This window comes from Streptomyces sp. Ncost-T10-10d (assembly GCF_900091955.1).
Classification (GTDB): Bacteria; Actinomycetota; Actinomycetes; order Streptomycetales; family Streptomycetaceae; genus Streptomyces.
This window is the reverse complement of record NZ_FMDF01000081.1, coordinates 44,906-60,580: the sequence shown is the minus strand read 5'-3', so window position 1 is coordinate 60,580 and position 15,675 is coordinate 44,906. Positions and strand designations below refer to the sequence as shown.

13 protein-coding genes and 2 pseudogenes are annotated in these 15,675 nt (G+C 70.4%); 8 read left to right on the top strand and 7 right to left on the bottom strand.

The window, feature by feature from the left end; translation table 11 throughout:
• Positions 1 to 333: 333 nt before the first annotated feature.
• The 3 genes from GA0115254_RS12525 to GA0115254_RS12515 all read right to left on the bottom strand — a co-directional run bounded on the left by GA0115254_RS12525 (position 334) and on the right by GA0115254_RS12515 (position 3,079).
• Positions 334 to 1,425: an alpha/beta hydrolase gene (locus tag GA0115254_RS12525; RefSeq protein ID WP_093895344.1), complete on the bottom strand. Its 1,092-nt coding sequence runs from the start codon at positions 1,423 to 1,425 to the stop codon at positions 334 to 336.
• A 111-nt stretch (positions 1,426 to 1,536) separates the two neighbouring features.
• Positions 1,537 to 2,787 carry a serine hydrolase domain-containing protein gene (locus GA0115254_RS12520; protein WP_256102529.1) on the bottom strand — a complete coding sequence of 417 codons (1,251 nt, stop codon included), beginning with the start codon at positions 2,785 to 2,787 and terminating at the stop codon, positions 1,537 to 1,539.
• A gap of 64 nt (positions 2,788 to 2,851) precedes the next feature.
• On the bottom strand, positions 2,852 to 3,079 hold the full coding sequence (locus tag GA0115254_RS12515; RefSeq protein WP_093895343.1) for a hypothetical protein: 228 nt from the start codon (positions 3,077 to 3,079) through the stop codon (positions 2,852 to 2,854).
• A gap of 302 nt (positions 3,080 to 3,381) precedes the next feature.
• Between GA0115254_RS12515 and GA0115254_RS12510 the strand changes: the two genes are divergently transcribed.
• The gene (locus GA0115254_RS12510; protein ID WP_093895342.1) at positions 3,382 to 5,847 is read left to right on the top strand and encodes an XRE family transcriptional regulator; all 2,466 of its coding nucleotides are present in this window, start codon (positions 3,382 to 3,384) and stop codon (positions 5,845 to 5,847) included.
• A gap of 79 nt (positions 5,848 to 5,926) precedes the next feature.
• Here the strand turns inward: GA0115254_RS12510 and GA0115254_RS12505 are convergent.
• Positions 5,927 to 6,058: pseudogene (locus tag GA0115254_RS12505) on the bottom strand (RimJ/RimL family protein N-acetyltransferase); the annotation flags it as partial.
• A 220-nt stretch (positions 6,059 to 6,278) separates the two neighbouring features.
• On the opposite strand from GA0115254_RS12505, the pseudogene GA0115254_RS12500 reads away from it, so the two are divergent.
• Positions 6,279 to 6,725, top strand: a pseudogene (locus GA0115254_RS12500) (helicase associated domain-containing protein); the annotation flags it as partial.
• A gap of 337 nt (positions 6,726 to 7,062) precedes the next feature.
• On the opposite strand, the gene GA0115254_RS12495 reads toward GA0115254_RS12500, so the two are convergent.
• A complete protein-coding gene (locus GA0115254_RS12495) occupies positions 7,063 to 7,284 on the bottom strand; it encodes a hypothetical protein (RefSeq protein WP_093895341.1) in 222 nt (73 codons plus the stop codon).
• A 489-nt stretch (positions 7,285 to 7,773) separates the two neighbouring features.
• Between GA0115254_RS12495 and GA0115254_RS12490 the strand changes: the two genes are divergently transcribed.
• A complete protein-coding gene (locus GA0115254_RS12490) occupies positions 7,774 to 8,136 on the top strand; it encodes a hypothetical protein (protein WP_093895340.1) in 363 nt (120 codons plus the stop codon).
• Between the two features lie 116 nt (positions 8,137 to 8,252).
• Here GA0115254_RS12490 and GA0115254_RS43820 read toward each other — a convergent pair whose 3' ends face one another.
• Entirely contained in the window at positions 8,253 to 8,477 is a 225-nt protein-coding gene (locus GA0115254_RS43820) for a hypothetical protein (RefSeq protein WP_141720804.1), read from the bottom strand.
• Positions 8,478 to 8,895: 418 nt separating this feature from the next.
• On the opposite strand from GA0115254_RS43820, the gene GA0115254_RS12485 reads away from it, so the two are divergent.
• The 4 genes from GA0115254_RS12485 to GA0115254_RS12470 all read left to right on the top strand — a co-directional run bounded on the left by GA0115254_RS12485 (position 8,896) and on the right by GA0115254_RS12470 (position 12,497).
• Positions 8,896 to 9,402, top strand: coding sequence for a SigE family RNA polymerase sigma factor (locus GA0115254_RS12485; protein ID WP_093895339.1), 507 nt, complete (start codon positions 8,896 to 8,898; stop codon positions 9,400 to 9,402).
• Positions 9,403 to 9,413: 11 nt separating this feature from the next.
• Complete coding sequence (locus tag GA0115254_RS12480; RefSeq protein ID WP_093895338.1) at positions 9,414 to 9,893, top strand: hypothetical protein; 480 nt, start codon at positions 9,414 to 9,416, stop codon at positions 9,891 to 9,893.
• Between the two features lie 103 nt (positions 9,894 to 9,996).
• Positions 9,997 to 11,220 carry a bifunctional glycosyltransferase family 2/GtrA family protein gene (locus GA0115254_RS12475; RefSeq protein WP_093895337.1) on the top strand — a complete coding sequence of 408 codons (1,224 nt, stop codon included), beginning with the start codon at positions 9,997 to 9,999 and terminating at the stop codon, positions 11,218 to 11,220.
• On the top strand, positions 11,217 to 12,497 hold the full coding sequence (locus tag GA0115254_RS12470) for a glycosyltransferase family 39 protein (RefSeq protein WP_093895336.1): 1,281 nt from the start codon (positions 11,217 to 11,219) through the stop codon (positions 12,495 to 12,497). The genes GA0115254_RS12475 and GA0115254_RS12470 overlap by 4 nt, the downstream gene beginning before the upstream one ends.
• A gap of 349 nt (positions 12,498 to 12,846) precedes the next feature.
• Here the strand turns inward: GA0115254_RS12470 and GA0115254_RS44385 are convergent, their stop codons facing one another.
• Positions 12,847 to 13,077, bottom strand: coding sequence for a hypothetical protein (locus GA0115254_RS44385; RefSeq protein ID WP_093895335.1), 231 nt, complete (start codon positions 13,075 to 13,077; stop codon positions 12,847 to 12,849).
• 407 nt (positions 13,078 to 13,484) lie between these two features.
• On the opposite strand from GA0115254_RS44385, the gene GA0115254_RS12460 reads away from it, so the two are divergent.
• Positions 13,485 to 14,558, top strand: a complete 1,074-nt coding sequence (locus GA0115254_RS12460) for a YHYH protein (RefSeq protein WP_107451321.1) — start codon at positions 13,485 to 13,487, stop codon at positions 14,556 to 14,558.
• The last annotated feature ends 1,117 nt before the right edge of the window (positions 14,559 to 15,675 follow it).

Below are 15,675 nucleotides of genomic sequence, written 5' to 3'. Positions count from 1 at the left end.
TAAACGCCAAGCTCAGGGTTCGCAGAGAATCAACGTGTTGCTTCGCGGGATTCGGCTTGTTGTTGTGGTATGAGCGCCTCCGATGAGGTCCGTGATCAACTCGCCGTGAAGCTAGGGGTGTTGTTCCCGCATCTGGACGAGCGGCAGCGGCGGCTGGTGATGGGGGGCCGAGGCCCGGCGGGGAAAACCCCGTCCGAGGACCTTCCGGCGCCTTGCGATCGCACGCACCGGACGCCGCGAGCCGATCGGACTCCCATGGTGCGAGCCCCTCTTGACGACCGCCCGGCCGGCGGGCGGGCGCCGGCCGGGGGTCGGGCCTGGTTCCTTCGGGGGTCAGCCCGCCGTGCCGAACGAGGCCTGGAGCCGGGGGATGTAGTCGGCGAGTGCCGGTGCCCAGCAGCCGTAGTTGTGGCCGCCGTCGCAGGTGGGCGCCAGCGCCGACCCGTCGCCGTAGTCGACGAGGCGGCTGGGGAGTCCGAGCTGGTCCAGGCGGGTCTTGACGTTCCTGGCGGCAATCCGGGTGAAGTGGTCGATCAGGCCCTGGTCACCGGTGTAGAGCGTGACCTCGGCACCGTCGAGCTCGGCCAGGTTGGCCGTTGCGGCGGGGTCGACCGCCTTCCAGACCCGATCCGCGTTCAGGACCGGGTAGGGAGAGCCGAAGATCGCGTCGCTGTCGACGGTGGGCCCGTAACCGGTGCACTGGCCGGTCCCGGAAGGGGTGGAGGTGCTCACGGCGCACCAGGCGCCCGTGACGTTGAGCTCCGTGGCCAGGACCGCGCCGCGGACCTCCGCCATGCCGAAGTCGATGCCGCCGGACAGCGAGGCGACATGGCCGAAGAGATCGGGGCGGGCCTCGCCGTAGTGCAGGGCGCCGAAGCCGCCCATCGACAGTCCGACGACGGCCCGGTGGCGCTTGTCGGCGATGGTCCGCAGGTTGGCGTCGATGAAGGGGACGACCTGCTCCAGGTGGAAGGTCTCCCAGTTCGCCGCACCCTCGGCGGTGTTCTGCATGACCCAGTCGGCGAACCAGCCCTTCAGGCCGGCGTCCGGCACGACGGTGATCATCGAGTCCGAGTGCAGCGCCGGGGCGGCCGCGGCGTCGTCCACGGTTCCGCCCCCGCCGTGCAGGAAGTACGTCACCGGCCAGCGCTTCTCGGGGTCGGCGCGGTAGCCGCTGGGCAGGAAGATGCGGATCTTGTGCTCTCCCTCCACCTGCCGGGTGGTCACGGTGATCGTGAAGTCGGTGTCCGAGCGCACTTGGGTGCCCCCGGCGACCTGGGTCAGGCCGAATCCGTCGGACAGCACCGGCGGGGCGGAGCCCTCGGCATGCGCGAACGGGGTCGCGAGTGTCGCGGTCACGGTCAGCGCGGCGGCGGCGACAGCCGTCCGCGTCCGTGTCCGCCAAGCGGTCAGCAGTGTTCCCATCGGGTGTCCTCTCCGAGAGCGGACGGCTCTCGCGGTGGGTGAAGGGACCCGCCCGGCGGCCGGGCCGACACACGGCCCGGCCGCCGGGAGCCGCCCTTCCGGGTGCAGTCCTCAGAGGGCGCAGAACGCGTCGCTCATGGCCGTGCCCGTGTGGGTCTGTCCGGGAGTTCCGGCGAGCATGTGGAACTCGTTGTTCGCGTGCAGCACCTGCTCGGTGCCGTCCTCACTGGTCATCCACTCGCTGAAGTAGCCGAGCACCGCGCCGTTGTGCCCCCAGGCCCACTTCCCGCAGGACAGCTTCACGTGTTCGATACCCAGCCCGTAGCCGGCGTCGGCGGTCACCGGGACGGTGGTCTTGAGCTCGGCCATCTGCGCGGGCTCCAGAAGCTCTCCGGTGAGCAGCGCCCGGGTGAAGGTGGCCAGGTCGTCCATGGTCGACACGATGGCGCCGGCGTTCCCGCTGACCTGCACGTTGGAGACCGTGGCGTCGTCGATGAGGATGGCCCGGAGTACGTAGCCGTGGAGGTAGTTGCCATAGAGCGCGGGGTCGGCGGTGGGGAAGCTGGTGTCGCGCAGACCGAGCGGCTCGATGATGCGCCGCTGGACCTCCGCGGCCGGTTCCGAGCCGGTGACCGCCTTGATCACCATGCCGACGAGCACGTAGTTGGTGTTGGAGTAGCCGAACTTCTCCCCCGGTGCGGACGTCGGCGCGCGCAGGCCGAGGCCGATGTCGACCAGGGTCTGCGGCGGCAGGGCCTCCCTGGGGTTGGTGTTGAGGAAGTACGGCCCGCTGATCTGCAGGGCACCGAGGTAGTCGGGCAGACCCGAGGTGTGGTTGAGCAGCTGACGGATCGTGATCTTTGAGCCGTCGTAGCCGTTGGCGGCGACCGCCCCCGGCAGCCATCGGGCGACGGTGTCGTCCAGCGAGAGTCGCTTCTCGCCCTCCAGCTGGAGCAGCACGGTGGAGATGAACGCCTTGGTGTTGCTGCCGATCCGGAACGTCGCCTTCGGGTCTGCGGGTACCTTTGTTGCGCGGTTGCCCACACCCGCGTGCACGTACTGGGTGGTGTCGCCCTTCCGGACCATGCCGATCACGCCCGGGTACCCGTCGGCGATCCCCTGCTGGGCGCCGGCCTGCAGGATGTCGGCGGGGGTCTGGGCCTCGGCGGCCGAGGAGCCAGTGGCCGGGGCAGCGGCGGTCGCCGGGCCGACGCCGGTCATCAGCAGGCAGGCCGCGGTGGCCACCGGCAGCAGCCAGCGTCGGCAACCGCGGGTCGACGAGGGGCGCCCGGCCACGCCAGGAGCGTCCGGGGTCGCCGGGGCGGCCGCGCCGCCTGTTCCGAATTCTTCGAGCATGCTCATTCTCTTTCCTGTCCCTTTCGGTCGGTTGGTCATTCCGGCTGGGTGAGGGGATTACGGCCGGGCCTCAGCGTTGACACGCGGCCGCGATGATCAGCAACAGGACGACGATTCCCGCCGCTTGAAGGCACCCGAGGCCGCCGTCCGGATTCTTCCGATTCGTTTCCACATGGCCGCCTGCGGGAATTCCTGGATGCTGCTTGATGTAGTGCTCCAACTGGCGCCGCGCACCCTCGGATTCCGCAAGCCACGGCGTCTTGAATCCGCATTCGCCGCACCAGAATCGGTAGGCCATGTCAACTCCTCATGAGTCGTCGCAGGAGAAAGCCATGAGTGGCGATCATGTCCGACGCCGGAGCCGGTCCGGCCCTGCGGTCCGCCGCGGCCGACCGGTGGTTCCCCGTCGGACGGCCGCGGACGCCATCTGCTTCTCGGTTGCCCGGCGAGGTGCGCCGCCCCGTGTCGGCGCACCGGCCGGGCACCACCGATCGTGGCGTTCGCGCCATTCCGCGAACAGGACAGGCGACCGGCCATATATGACCGGTCGTCACCGGTAGGGTCATCGGCGACCGCGCCCGGTGGTGGAGGGATGTCGAAGTGGCGGATCAGCTCGGCACGTTGTTGCGTCGGCTGCGGAATCGGTCGGGACTGACGCAGGAACAGCTGGAGGCACGGTCCGGGGTGAGCGTGCGTACGATCCGCAGACTGGAGAACGGCAGATCCAGCGATCACCGGCTGGGCACGGTCAACCTGCTGGCGGACGCGCTGGAGGCCGGGCCCGAGGACCGTCAGCGGCTCGCCGCCACGCTCGCGAGGTCGAAGGGCGAGCCGGATGCCGGTGCCGCCGAACCGTCCGACGGCACTGCGGCACCGGATCACGAACCGGCACACGAACCCGTTCCCGGACCTGAATCCGCCCCCGCCGCCATTCCGGCGCAGAATTCCGGCCCGAAACCCCGCCCGGCCCCCGCCCTGTCACCGGTTCATGACGAACTCATCACCGCCGCCACCGAATTGGCGAGGGAAATCAGGCGTCGCTGGCAGCGCGAGGAGGAACACCGGCGCGTCCACGACCCCTTTCCGCTCCCCGTGCGCTGGCAGGACGCACCAGAATCCCTGACCGATCATTCGGAGAACATTCAGCGCCTGCCGCCGGGAGCGACGCCGGACCGAATGGATCTGAGTGGCGATCTGGGCCGTGTGGCCGAGGTCTACCGGCGCGTCCTGTCCGGACGGCTGGTGGTTCTCGGCCGGGCCGGATCCGGAAAATCGATCCTGACGATCAGGTTCGTCCTGGACCAGTTGGAGGCCCGGGAGGCGCACGACCGGGTACCGGTGATCTTCAGTCTCGGGTCCTGGGACCCCACGGCCATCGCGCTGCGGGACTGGCTGATCGACCGGTTGGTGCGCGACCACCCGCATCTCACCCGCAGGGCCCCGGGCGGGTCGACGCTGGCCGCCGCCCTGGTCGACGCGGATCTCGTACTGCCGGTCCTGGACGGGTTCGACGAGCTCGCGGAAGGTCTGCGGAGTACGGCCCTGGAAGTGCTCAACTCCACCTCGCTCCAACTCGTCCTGACCAGTCGGCGCGGCGAGTTCGCCGAGGCCGTCCAGGAGGCGGGTGCCCCACTGGTCTGGGCCGCCGGTCTCGAACTCACCGATCTCACCCTCGACGACCTCGCCGCCTATCTGCCCAGGACGGCCCGGCCTGTCCCCCGCGGCAACGGCAGGAGCGGGGCGGTGTGGAACCCCGTCCTGGCCCGGCTGCGCGCTCAGGAGGGCGGCGCGGACACACCCCTGGCCAGGGTTCTGAGTACCCCGCTCATGATCGTCCTGGCGCGGACGATGTACAGCAAGGCGCCCGACAGGAATCCGGCCGAACTGCTGGACGCCGAGCGGTTCCCCGACGAGAACTCGCTCGAAGAACATCTGCTGGCGGGTTTCGTCCCGACGGTCTACCGGCGCCGTGTCGCCGAGCGGGGCGCCACCGGCCGCCGGGAGCGGCACCGCGATCCGGAGCGTGCCGAGCGCTGGCTCGGCTATCTCGCGCACCATCTGGCCCGGCTCGACCGCGATCAGCAGGACCTCGCGTGGTGGCGGATCGGTGATTCGCTGCGGCTGTCCACCCGCCTCCTGTCGGTGGTGGTGTCGTCGGCTCTCTGCGTCGCCCTCGCCGAGTGGTTCGTCAACCTGGTCAACCTGCCGTTCCCGGTCAGCGAGGCCCTCCTGCTGGGGGGTTCGCTGGGGGCGGTCGCCGGACTCGCCTTCGGATGCGTCCACGCGATCCTGGCCCGGTTCGGCACCACGGCCTTCGAACCCGCCCATGTGCGGCTGCGGCTGCCCGGCGCGGGCACAGGCGTCGGCCGCAGACCGGTCCGTACGTTCGTCGCCCGGTTCGGCACCGTTCTGCTGGGCGGATTCGTGATGGGCGTCGGATGCGCCTGTGCCCTCGCTCTCCAGCGCCGGCTGTTCTACGGAATTCCGCTCGCGAACGAGGTAGTAATCAAGGGCACGCTCGTCAACATGCTGACCCTCGGACTGATCTTCGGGGCGGGCGCCGGACTCGTCTTCGGGATCATGGCCGCGCTCGAAGCGCCGCTGGACGTCGCCTCCGCGGCCACCCCGGCCGGTCTGCTGGCCTCGAACCGCGCGACGGTGGTCCGGCAGGTTCTCGTACTGATGCCGATGCTCACCCTGGCGATCGCGGTCGGCGGCCACCTGATCACCGGCCTGCTCGACGGAGTCCTCGGACCACTGATCTGGAGCGCGGAGGACGGGCTCGTCTTCGGTGCCATCGGCGGGCTCGGCGGCACATGCTCATACGCACTCTCGTTCACCGCCTGGGGGCGGTGGCTGGTCCTGTCGCGCGTCTGGCTGCCCCTGACCGGCAAGCTGCCCTGGGACCCGGTGGCCTTCCTGGACGACGCCTACCGCCGGGGCGTCCTGCGTCGGACCGGCGCGGTGTACCAGTTCCGCCACATCCGGCTCCAGCACCACCTCGCCCGCTCGTACCGCGAGCACCAGAGCAGGTACGCGCCGGCCAGGTTCGGCCCCGGGGCGTAGCAGGCGTGGAAGGCCCGGAAGGCGTGGAGGGCACAGGGACGCGGCGCCCTGTCCGGCGGTACGCCGCGCCCGCCCGGTCTCAGTCCTTCCGCGCCCGCCACTCCGGGGCCAGCACGGACCGGATCTCCGAGTCGTGCCGCTCGCCGCGGTACAGGCAGCTCTCGCGCAGCACGCCGTCGCGCGTCATGCCGAGCCGCTCGGCCACGGCGATGCATGGCGGACGTGGAGGGGTTGGCGAAAGGTTTGGAGGAGCTCGGCGATCTGGATACCCAGGCCAGTGAGGTGTGGTTCCCGTCGAGGGCGCAGGCCCGTCAATGGCGGCAGGTGGTGTACCGGTTGCGGCGGGAGTTGCCAGGGTGTGCATCCCAGTGAACCGGTGGGTCAAGGGCTCGTTGCCCACATCGCACAGATCAGGCAGGTCCCAGGCCGTATCCACGCCGCGCGACCCTGCCGCCCTTGCCGCGTTCATCAACCTGCGTGTCCTCAACCCCGAACACGAGTACTGGCGTCGGGGTGTGGAGGCCGCCGTGATCTACACCCACGAGCACGGCGACCTGCGAGTGCCGTTCACGTACCGCGTCTCCGAAGGCGAAGGGGCGGAAGGGACCGGATGGCCGGCCTCGCTCGCCGATTTCCCGCTGGGGCAGTGGACCGCCGACGCTCGCCGCTTCTACGCCCGCGGAGACATGGGCGAGGACCGCGTCGCGCAGCTGGAGAAGCTCGGCATGGTCTGGTCCCACTTCGACGTCGCCTGGGAGGAAGGCCTGTCCGCCGCCCGTGGGTGGGCGGCCGAGCACGGCCGCCTCCTGGCCCCGCTGGACGCCGCCCACCAGGGCTACAAGGTCGGCATCTGGCTGAAGAAAACGCGGGCGTCAGCGCCCGTGCGCGATCCGGAGTGGGCAGCACGAGAGGCGACTGAGCCCTGGTGCTTGAACAGGCCGCACTGAGACTTCCGTGCGGCGCGTTGCTGTATGCGGTCAGGGTGTGCCGCCGGAACAGTCCAAGCGGCGCCGGTCGCCAGCTGGTGAAGTGGCGATTTTCCGGTCTTGCGCTATGCACCGACTGGCTCTGTTCACTTCAAGTGGGTTCTGGCACACAGAGCCAGGGGGTTGACGCCTTGCCTGCCTCTACCAGGTGGCGCGCCATGCGCAGGCCCGGAACCGGGGGGAAGGGGATGCGCCGGCCCGGCTGGGGGCCGGGCCGGCGCAGTGTGCGTTACGGGCGCGGTATCTCGGTGGTGACCTGGTCGTACCGGACGAGACGGGGGGTGAAGGAATACGAGGGATGTCTCTCCTGGAGGCGTGCCGTGGCATCGTCGAGATACGCCCACATGTCGGCGGGGTCGGCACCGACGCCGAACGTCGCGTCGTTTAGCACCTCCATGTCGGGACTCGCGATGTATGCCACGTACTTGAGGGTCTGGCTGCCACTGGCCATGGGTGCCTCGGCCTCCTTCGGGGTGCTGTGTGGTGTGTTCCCGTCCTTGCCGCCCGCGGTATCGGCGGCCTGTGCTGTTCCGGTTGCCGTGAGAAGTGTCGATGCGGCAACTGCGCCGGTGGCGCCCAAGAGTGCTCGCCGGGAAATGTCTGACACAGTCCTCCCCCCTGCCTTGACGACCCTCCCTGCGAGGGCTCGCGGCTGACGTTACAGCCACGTCTTCGCCGTGGAAGGACCATTGCGGTGACTCGGGTCCCGGTACCGGAAGCTCCGCTGCGGGGTGGGCCCTTCGGGCTGCCCAGGATGTCGGGCACGATGTCAGGCGACGTCCAGCAGGGCAGCCGTCACGAACACCTCCGCCCGAGTCTCCGACCACTTCCCGTATCCACGGGCGGATAGGTGCGCTGCACAAGAAGCGGCACGCCACATACTGCTGACGGCGAGTGTCCCGACACGTGAAGCCCACGACATGGGGGAGAGAAAGTCACCATGACACATGAGACCGCCAGTGCGGCAACGAGTCCGGCATCATGGACCGCACGCATCGCCTGGGGTGTGTTCGGCCTCCTCCTGCTCGCCTGGACGGTGTTCGAGGCGGCAAAGCACACAGGCCTCACCATCCCGTTCGCCGTGATCGGGCTCCTCGTCCCGTTCCTGGCCAGGCTCGCACCGGGCTCGGCGGCCGTTCAGCACACGCTGCTCCGGGTCTGGATCCCGTTCGCCGTCATGGCCGTCTGCTCCGCCGTTCCCGGCCCCTCCGACAACACCGCCGCACCCTTCACCTTCGGGATGGCCTGGCTGACCCACATCGCACTGAGGCGCGCTCGGGGATACGGGCTCCGCTCCTCCTGATGGAATGATCAACTCTGCGCATCGACTCCGCGGAGCAGGCCCGCCCCCAGTCGCGGGCCTGCTGCCGGCGCATACGAGCCCTGCCGCCAGCAGCAGGGCTCGTATGCGCCGGGTGATCACGACCGATCCGCGGTGCAGGGCAAGGGACGAAGCAGAAGGTGCCAGGGCTTGCCGCCGGACTCATCCAGCGCGAACAGACGACGCACCACCACCTGGCGTGCCAAGACCCGGTCGCGGGAGGGCGACACAAGCGACAAAGCCCGCGCAGCGGCAGGCGACAGTACCTCGGGCGCACCCGATACCGAAGACAACAACAACGACGACGACGGCTGCGTGGTCATACCCGCCAGCACACACCCGCTGCCTATCGAGCGAGCACAGGAATACGCATCCTCATGTCAGCCGCACGCCCAGTGGGCTAGGGCGAACTCGCAGACCACGACAGCAGATCAGTCACCCCGCAACAGCCGAGATCAACCACGAAACAGCAAGCCCGTCCTCTGCGGCCGAAGGGGTTGGCACCATTGGTCTTCGACGGCGGTGCTCTTCCCGTCGGGCGGGGCCGTCGGGCGGGGCCGTCGAACCGCGTCCTCGTCGTCGGCGTCACTGACGGCACGGGACGGGACGGGACGGAGGAGCCTCTCGCGCTTGCCGTCGACATGCCTTGTGATCCAGATCACGGGCCGCAGGTGCATCGTGGGCCGCGTGCCAGTGCCTTCTACAGGGTGTAGGCGACCGGCGAGAACAGGGACAGTGCGAATGGAGCAGAGTCGAGCCCGTGCGTTCGACGAGTTCGTGGCTGCCCGCTGGTCGGTGCTGGTCCACCTGGCCCGTCTGCTCGTCGGAGGCGATCGGCATCGGGCCGAGGACTTGTTGCAGGAGTCCTTGGTCAAGCTCTGGTTCGTCTGGCCCAAGGTCGCGGATGACGCACCGGAGCCGTACGTCCGCAAGGTGATGATGCGTGCGGCGGCACGCTCGGGACAGCGGCGTTGGTGGGGTGAACGCCCCGTCGAACAGCTGCCCGAGGCGGCGGTGGTCGGTGATCTGTCCGCGGACGTGGTGGAGCGTTCTCGGCTGGAGGCCGCGCTGGCCCAGTTGTCGCCGAAGCAGAGGGTGGCGGTGGTGCTGCGCTACTACCAGGACCTGCCCGAGGGGCAGGTGGCGGAGGTGCTCGGGTGCCCGGTGGGCACGGCTCGGTCCCATGCCGCACGCGGGGTGGCGCGGCTGAGGCAGCTCCTGGGCAATGTGAACGAGCCGGTGCGGTGAAGGAGAACCCCATGGATCACTTCGAGCGGCAGCTGGCACAGATGATGCGCGACACCGAGGCGCCCGCACCGTTCGAGCCGAAGCACCAAGAACGCCTCTGGGCAGGGGTGCGTGTCCGCCGTCGGAGACGGGCCGCGCAGAGGGCAGCCGGCTCCGTCCTGGCCGTCGTCGGCCTCAGCGTCGGGCTGTTCCTGCTGCCCGGCCATGCGACCCGGGTCGAGCCCAGCCACCCCGGCCCACAGCCCACGACGAGCCCGTCGCCCTCCGCCCCGCACGCGACACCCGCGACACCCGGCGTGTCCCCGAGCGCGCCCCCCTCCTCGGACACCTCCACCGCCCCCGCGTCCCCCGACGGGACCGCCGCCATCACGCCGCCGGCCACGACCGGGAGCACGGCCACGGCCACCGAGTCCCCGCCGGGGAGCACGCAGGGCGCGTCGCCGTCCTCGGCCTCGGCCCCGCCTTCGGGTACGGCGACCGCGCGGAACTAGCCGTCGACCGCCTCACCACGCTCGTCACCCCGTAACGCCGCAGCACACCGTCGCCCCGAGTGTCTTCGGCCTGCCCCACACCAGGCCACAAAAAGGACAACACATGAGAAATCAAGGGTCACTTGCCCTGAAGGACCTGAGCCGGCTGCCGCACCGCGCACCGGTGACGACGCACCACCCGGAGCCCGTCCTGGACGTGGTCGTCCCCGTGTTCAATGAGGAGAGAGATCTGGAACCGAGCGTGCGGCGGCTCCACGCACACCTGTGCGAGACCTTCCCCTATCCGTTCCGTATCACCATCGCCGACAACGCCAGCACGGACAGCACCCCGCGGATCGCCGCCCGGCTGGCGGACGAACTGCCCGAAGCACAGTGGCTCCGGCTGGCCGAGAAGGGGCGCGGCCGGGCGCTGCGTACCGCCTGGTCGCTCTCGTCGGCCCCCGTACTCGCGTACATGGACGTGGACCTGTCCACGGAACTGACGGCGTTGCTGCCGCTCGTGGCCCCGCTGCTCTCCGGCCACTCCGATATCGCCATCGGCACCCGTCTGGCGCCCGGTTCCCGGGTGGTGCGCGGCCCCAAGCGAGAGATCACCTCTCGTTGCTACAACGCCCTTCTGCGCTCCGTCCTCGCCGTGGGCTTCTCCGACGCGCAGTGCGGATTCAAGGCGGTGCGGCGTGATGTGGCCGAGCGACTGCTGCCCCTCATACAGGACTCGGAGTGGTTCTTCGACACGGAACTGCTGGTGATCGCCGAGCGTGCCGGGCTGCGCATCCATGAGGTGCCGGTCGACTGGGTGGACGATCCCGACACCCGGGTCGACATCCTCGCCACGGCACTGGCCGACCTGCGCGGCATCGCCAGGATCGGCAGGGCACTGGCGCGGGACACGCTGCCGCCGGGCGGGCCGCTCCGCGACGGTGGCGCCGACGCACCGGGCAGGCTCGCCACCCAACTCGTGTGCTTCGCCGCCGTAGGAGCCGTCAGCACCCTCGCATACCTGCTCCTCTACGCGGCGCTGCGCCCGGTGGCCGGATCCCAGGCCGCCAACGCGCTCGCGCTGCTGGTCTGCGCCGTCGCCAACACGGCCGTGAACCGGCGGCTCACCTTCGGCCTCCGTGGCCGCGGCGGTGTGCTGCGCCACCAGGGCAGGGGTCTGGTCGTCCTCCTGATCGGCCTGGCGCTCACCGGTGGATCGCTCGCCGCCCTGCACCACGCGGTGCCCTCGGCCGGGCAGGCCACCGAACTCGCCGTACTCCTCGCCGCCAACCTGGCCGCGACGCTGCTGCGGTTCCTGTTCTTCCGGGCGTGGGTGTTCCGCGCATGACCAGGACCACCGCCCGTACCACCGCGACCGCCACCCCGAGCTGGAACGCGAGGCTGTCGCAGCAGCCCGCCACCACGGGCCCCGGCCGCCGGCGCCGGCTGCGCCGCACAGCCGAGCACTACGGCCCCGTACTGGCCGTCTACGGCACGCTCAAGTTCATCGGCTTCGCCGCCTTCATGTGGCTGCTGCACTCCGCCGGGGACTACCGCACGAAGAACCCGCGCTTCGGCGGCGGCGCCCGCCCGTGGGACGTCCTGGCCAGCTGGGACGGCTGGTGGTACCAGCAGATCGCCGTGCACGGGTACGACCCTGGGCTGGTCCCGATCCCCGGCGCCACCGGCCCGATCACCCTCGAAGGGAACTCGGCGGCGTTCTTCCCGCTCTACCCGGCGCTGATGCGGCTGGTCTCCGAACTCACCGGCCTCGGCCCGTACGGCGCCGGCCTGCTGGTCTCCGTCGTCGCCTCCTTGGCCGCCGCCCTGGGCATCTACGCCGTCACCGAACGCCTCGGCGGCAGACGGGCCGCACTGGCCGCGGCCGGACTCTGGGCCGTCTGGCCCGGTTCCGGCGTGGAGTGGGCGGTCTACTCCGACTCCCTCTACGTGGCCCTGGCCGTCTGGGCCTGCCATGCCGTCCTGAGCCGCCGCTGGCTCACCGCCGGTCTCCTCGCCTGCGTGGCAGGGCTCAACCGGCCCACCGCCGTGGCGCTGATCGCCGCCGTCGCCGTCGCGGCCCTGCTCGCGCTCCACCGTCCCAAGGACGGCATCCTGCGTCCGGTGGCCGCGATGGCCCTCGCCCCCCTCGGCCTCCTCGCCTATCTCGGCTGGGTGGGTCACCAAATGGGCGACTACAGGGGCTACTTCAGGCTTCAGTCCGGTGCCTGGGCCCACGAGTGGGACTACGGCCGGCACACCCTCGACGTCCTCACATCCGTCCCGGTGGGCCACTTCGACTATCTCTCCGCCTGGCCCTTCGCCGACCTGATCGGCGTCGGTGTCGTCCTGCTCGCGCTCGCACTGCTCCCGCTGCTGATCCGGCTGCGCCCCCCGGCCGTCCTGACGGTCTACACCGTCCTCACCCTCGTCCTCGTCCTGGGCAGCCAGCAGATATTCGGCAACGTCTCCCGCTACCTGCTCCCCCTCTTCCCGCTCTTCCTCCCGCTCGCCCTCGCCCTGCGCCGCCTCGGCCCGGCCCACCAGCTCATGCTCCTCGCCGTCGCGGCCCTGGCCTCCGGTTCGTACGCGGGCTACGGCCTTTTCGAACTCGGCGTCCCGTAACCGACGGACCCAGGAAGGGATGCCCGATGACCACGACCCTGCCCACCGCCGAGCAGCCGGCCCCGAGTCCGGCACACCCGTGATCCTGCACGCGATCCAGGTCCCGTACAAAACCCCGCCCGGCGCCCCCGGGAACGGACGGCAGGTCCTCACCGGCGACTTCAGCCCACAGGACTGCGACGACCACCTCGCCCGCCGCCCGGTCCGCGACGGACAGCCAGCCCCGTGCGGCCGGCCGCTTCACACGTCGGCCCCACTCCTTCGATCTGCGCCGGGACCGGCTCGGGTACCAACGCGCCGGCGGTCCGCCGGCAGATCACCGGCCCCTCGCCCAACCGCCCGTGGCCGGTCAGGACGTGCATGATCCGCCGGCAGTCCGGGACAGCACCGTCACATCCAGCCCTTCCCGCCGCACCGGCACCACCGAACCGGGCACCGCCTGTCCGGGCACGGCCGGCGGGCATCCCCGAAAAACCCCCACGTCATCGGGCTTGCTGGACTCGGACAGCACCCGGCTCACCGTCTCCTTGGCGATCAGCGGGCGTTCCTGCGCGGCCCCCGCGTCCCGCAGCCCGGCCAACGAGCCGGTCCATCTCGCCCCGCAGCGACTCCACCCGCTGCCGGGCAGTGGCCTCCCGCTCCTCCAGCAACCCCATCACCGACGGCATCCGGCACCCTTGCCGATGAAAGAACACGACATGCCATCTCTACTGCGCGGAAGGCGACTTCATACCTGACCGGCAGAAAATCCCGGAGATCACACCCGGAAAGACAACAGCCTCCTGCCTTTTGATCCTCGGTACGGCGCGGCCGGCTTGCCCCGAAGGAGAAGAAACCGCCACCGGCCGGGCCGGTCCGGGTGCTCACCCGGTTGCCCGTTCGTGTCAGCGGGGCAACGGCATGCGGGCGTGGTGAGGTGATGCAGGCGGCGGGGACAGGGGCCGCTGGTGTGACGTCTTTGGGCCCATGCCGAGAGGGGAAGCTCCCATGCACGACGTGCTCAAACCTGTTGCGGTGGCGGCCAGTGCGGTCTGCGTGCTACTGGGTCCGGCGACGCCCCCGGCCGGCTCCGCTGCTGTGCCCCGTCCCGCGCGGGCCGCCGCTAACGCGCGCAGCGGGGCAGGCGGCAGCCTGATCACACGCCTGCACACACCCCCCACCGGCACGTCGATCGCCTCCCCCGCCCGCAACACCCTCTACGCCTGCCAAGGGGGGACCCTCACCCGGCCCGACCGCCCGTGGATCGACGCGCACGGCGTGATCGACGTGCTCAAGCGCCCTTTCGTGTCGGGGGCCATGCGCCGGCACAGCAAACTGCGGGTGACGACGACCGCGGCCAAGAGGCACTTCAAGGGCAACGGACTCCCGGACCATCCCACCGGTCGCTTCCCCGTCCAGAAGGGCACCCCCGCCTACAAGTACTACGCGGAGATTCCCGCGCACGGGTACCCCAACGCCGCCGCGATCCCCATCAAGCCGTGGAACCTCGACGTCACCGTTCCGCGCAATCCGACCGTCGAGGCGACGCCCACGTGCATCGACCAGCTGACGACCGGGATGGCTCTGGCCGGCGGCACCTTCCACCTGGAGGTGGCCACCGACGCCGAGGACCGCCCGGTCGACCCCAACGCGGCCCTGCCTCTCGACCGCTGCTGGGGCCATCCGTACGCGACGCAGTACCACTACCACGGCCCCTCGCAGACCTGCTTCGGCAAGGCTTCAAGGGGGGCCGCGAACGCCCGTACCCGGCACTCACCGCTCGTGGGATACGCCATCGACGGCTTCGGGATCTACGGGCCGCGCGGCGAGGACGGAAAGACCGTCAGGAACAGGGATCTGGACGTCTGCCACGGTCACACACACGCGATCATGTGGGACGGCAAGAAGGCCGTCAGGTACCACTACCACCTCAACGGAGAGTATCCGTACTCCATCGGATGCTTCCGGGGGAAGCCGGTGACGGTCCCCGGGTCCGGGCACGGCTGGTGTCACCAGTGGAAACCGGATCCGGCCGCGGCCGGATCCGGCGTGGAAAGCCCCGGCAGACGCAGACGTCACTGACCCGCAAAAACCTTCGTCGCCGAGGGCGCAGCATCCCCGCCGTGCCGCTTTGGCGTGGCCACCAGCAGATGCGCCAGCGGGAGGTGTGGTGCACGGGGCCCGGGCCAGGATTTGCCCGGCCTCTCCGGGGCGCCGCACGTGTGCGGGTGGAGTTTTCGCAGCTCAGAGGCGGTCGCGGGCACTGCAGCTGATGCAGCACATGTGGTGCACGGGGCCTGCTCGTCCTCGTTGTCTTCGTCGGCCGGCTCGTCGGGGGTGCGGCGAACGGTCTTCTTCACGTCCCTTGCAGGGAGCGCGCTCCCGGCCGGCTTCTTCCGTGCGGGCCTCGGTGTTCCGCTGCCGGACGTCGCCGGCCAGGGACTCGACCGCGTCGTTCGGCCGGCTTCGCAGCAGGCCGGGGGTGAGGGCCTCGGCCCCGGCCGCGGCGTGGGGCCGAGATCTTCGCTGGGGCGCTCCTCGCGGTAGCGCTTGCAGCCGATGTCGCGGGTGGTGACGTCGCGGGTGGTGAACTGCCCCGGGCGGACATCGTCGGCCATGGGGCGTCGCGCCGACGGTGACTGCGGACGTGACGACGGCCTCGGATCGGATCGTCGTCCTCGTGGCGGCTCCGGTCGGGAAGCCGGGCACGCCTCGCACGGACATGGTGGCCGTGCCCGTGCGCGATGCGGACAGCATGCGCCGGCTGCCGCTCACCGACATCCAGCGCCTGCTCTGCGCGGGCGCCGCCGCCTGCGGCACACCCACCGGCCAGGCCCCGGCCAGACTCCTGCGTGACACCACGAACCAGTCCCGGGGCGAGAGGGTTCCGGACGTGTCGCGGATTGGTCAGGGGCTCCTGGGCCGCCCGTGCGTCGGCGGGCGCGACCGCCCGACTCGCGGGGCATCCACAGCGCGGGCGCCGGGTGCCTTACCGAACTCGCGCCGCTCACCCTGGACTTCGGGCACTTGACCGCCGCCGCGTTACGCACCGAGGCCACCAAAGGGTGCGCCCGGCGAGCTGCCGGAGAATGCCGGTCTCCACGCTGTTCGATCGGCAAGAACTCAGCGGGCGAAGATCGTCCGGTTCGTAACTGCGCGGGCCCACCAACGCCGCGTGTACAGATCAACTCCAGTAAGC

What these genes read in the sequence shown, in the direction of transcription:
- GA0115254_RS12460 (WP_107451321.1), top strand. Translation starts at nt 13,485, where the DNA reads ATGCACGACGTGCTCAAACCTGTTGCGGTGGCGGCCAGTGCGGTCTGC.
- GA0115254_RS12520 (WP_256102529.1), bottom strand. Translation starts at nt 2,787, where the DNA reads ATGAGCATGCTCGAAGAATTCGGAACAGGCGGCGCGGCCGCCCCGGCG.
- GA0115254_RS12480 (WP_093895338.1), top strand. Translation starts at nt 9,414, where the DNA reads ATGGATCACTTCGAGCGGCAGCTGGCACAGATGATGCGCGACACCGAG.
- GA0115254_RS12470 (WP_093895336.1), top strand. Translation starts at nt 11,217, where the DNA reads ATGACCAGGACCACCGCCCGTACCACCGCGACCGCCACCCCGAGCTGG.
- GA0115254_RS12490 (WP_093895340.1), top strand. Translation starts at nt 7,774, where the DNA reads ATGACACATGAGACCGCCAGTGCGGCAACGAGTCCGGCATCATGGACC.
- GA0115254_RS12525 (WP_093895344.1), bottom strand. Translation starts at nt 1,425, where the DNA reads ATGGGAACACTGCTGACCGCTTGGCGGACACGGACGCGGACGGCTGTC.
- GA0115254_RS12495 (WP_093895341.1), bottom strand. Translation starts at nt 7,284, where the DNA reads ATGGCCAGTGGCAGCCAGACCCTCAAGTACGTGGCATACATCGCGAGT.
- GA0115254_RS43820 (WP_141720804.1), bottom strand. Translation starts at nt 8,477, where the DNA reads ATGACCACGCAGCCGTCGTCGTCGTTGTTGTTGTCTTCGGTATCGGGT.
- GA0115254_RS12475 (WP_093895337.1), top strand. Translation starts at nt 9,997, where the DNA reads ATGAGAAATCAAGGGTCACTTGCCCTGAAGGACCTGAGCCGGCTGCCG.
- GA0115254_RS12485 (WP_093895339.1), top strand. Translation starts at nt 8,896, where the DNA reads ATGGAGCAGAGTCGAGCCCGTGCGTTCGACGAGTTCGTGGCTGCCCGC.
- GA0115254_RS12515 (WP_093895343.1), bottom strand. Translation starts at nt 3,079, where the DNA reads ATGGCCTACCGATTCTGGTGCGGCGAATGCGGATTCAAGACGCCGTGG.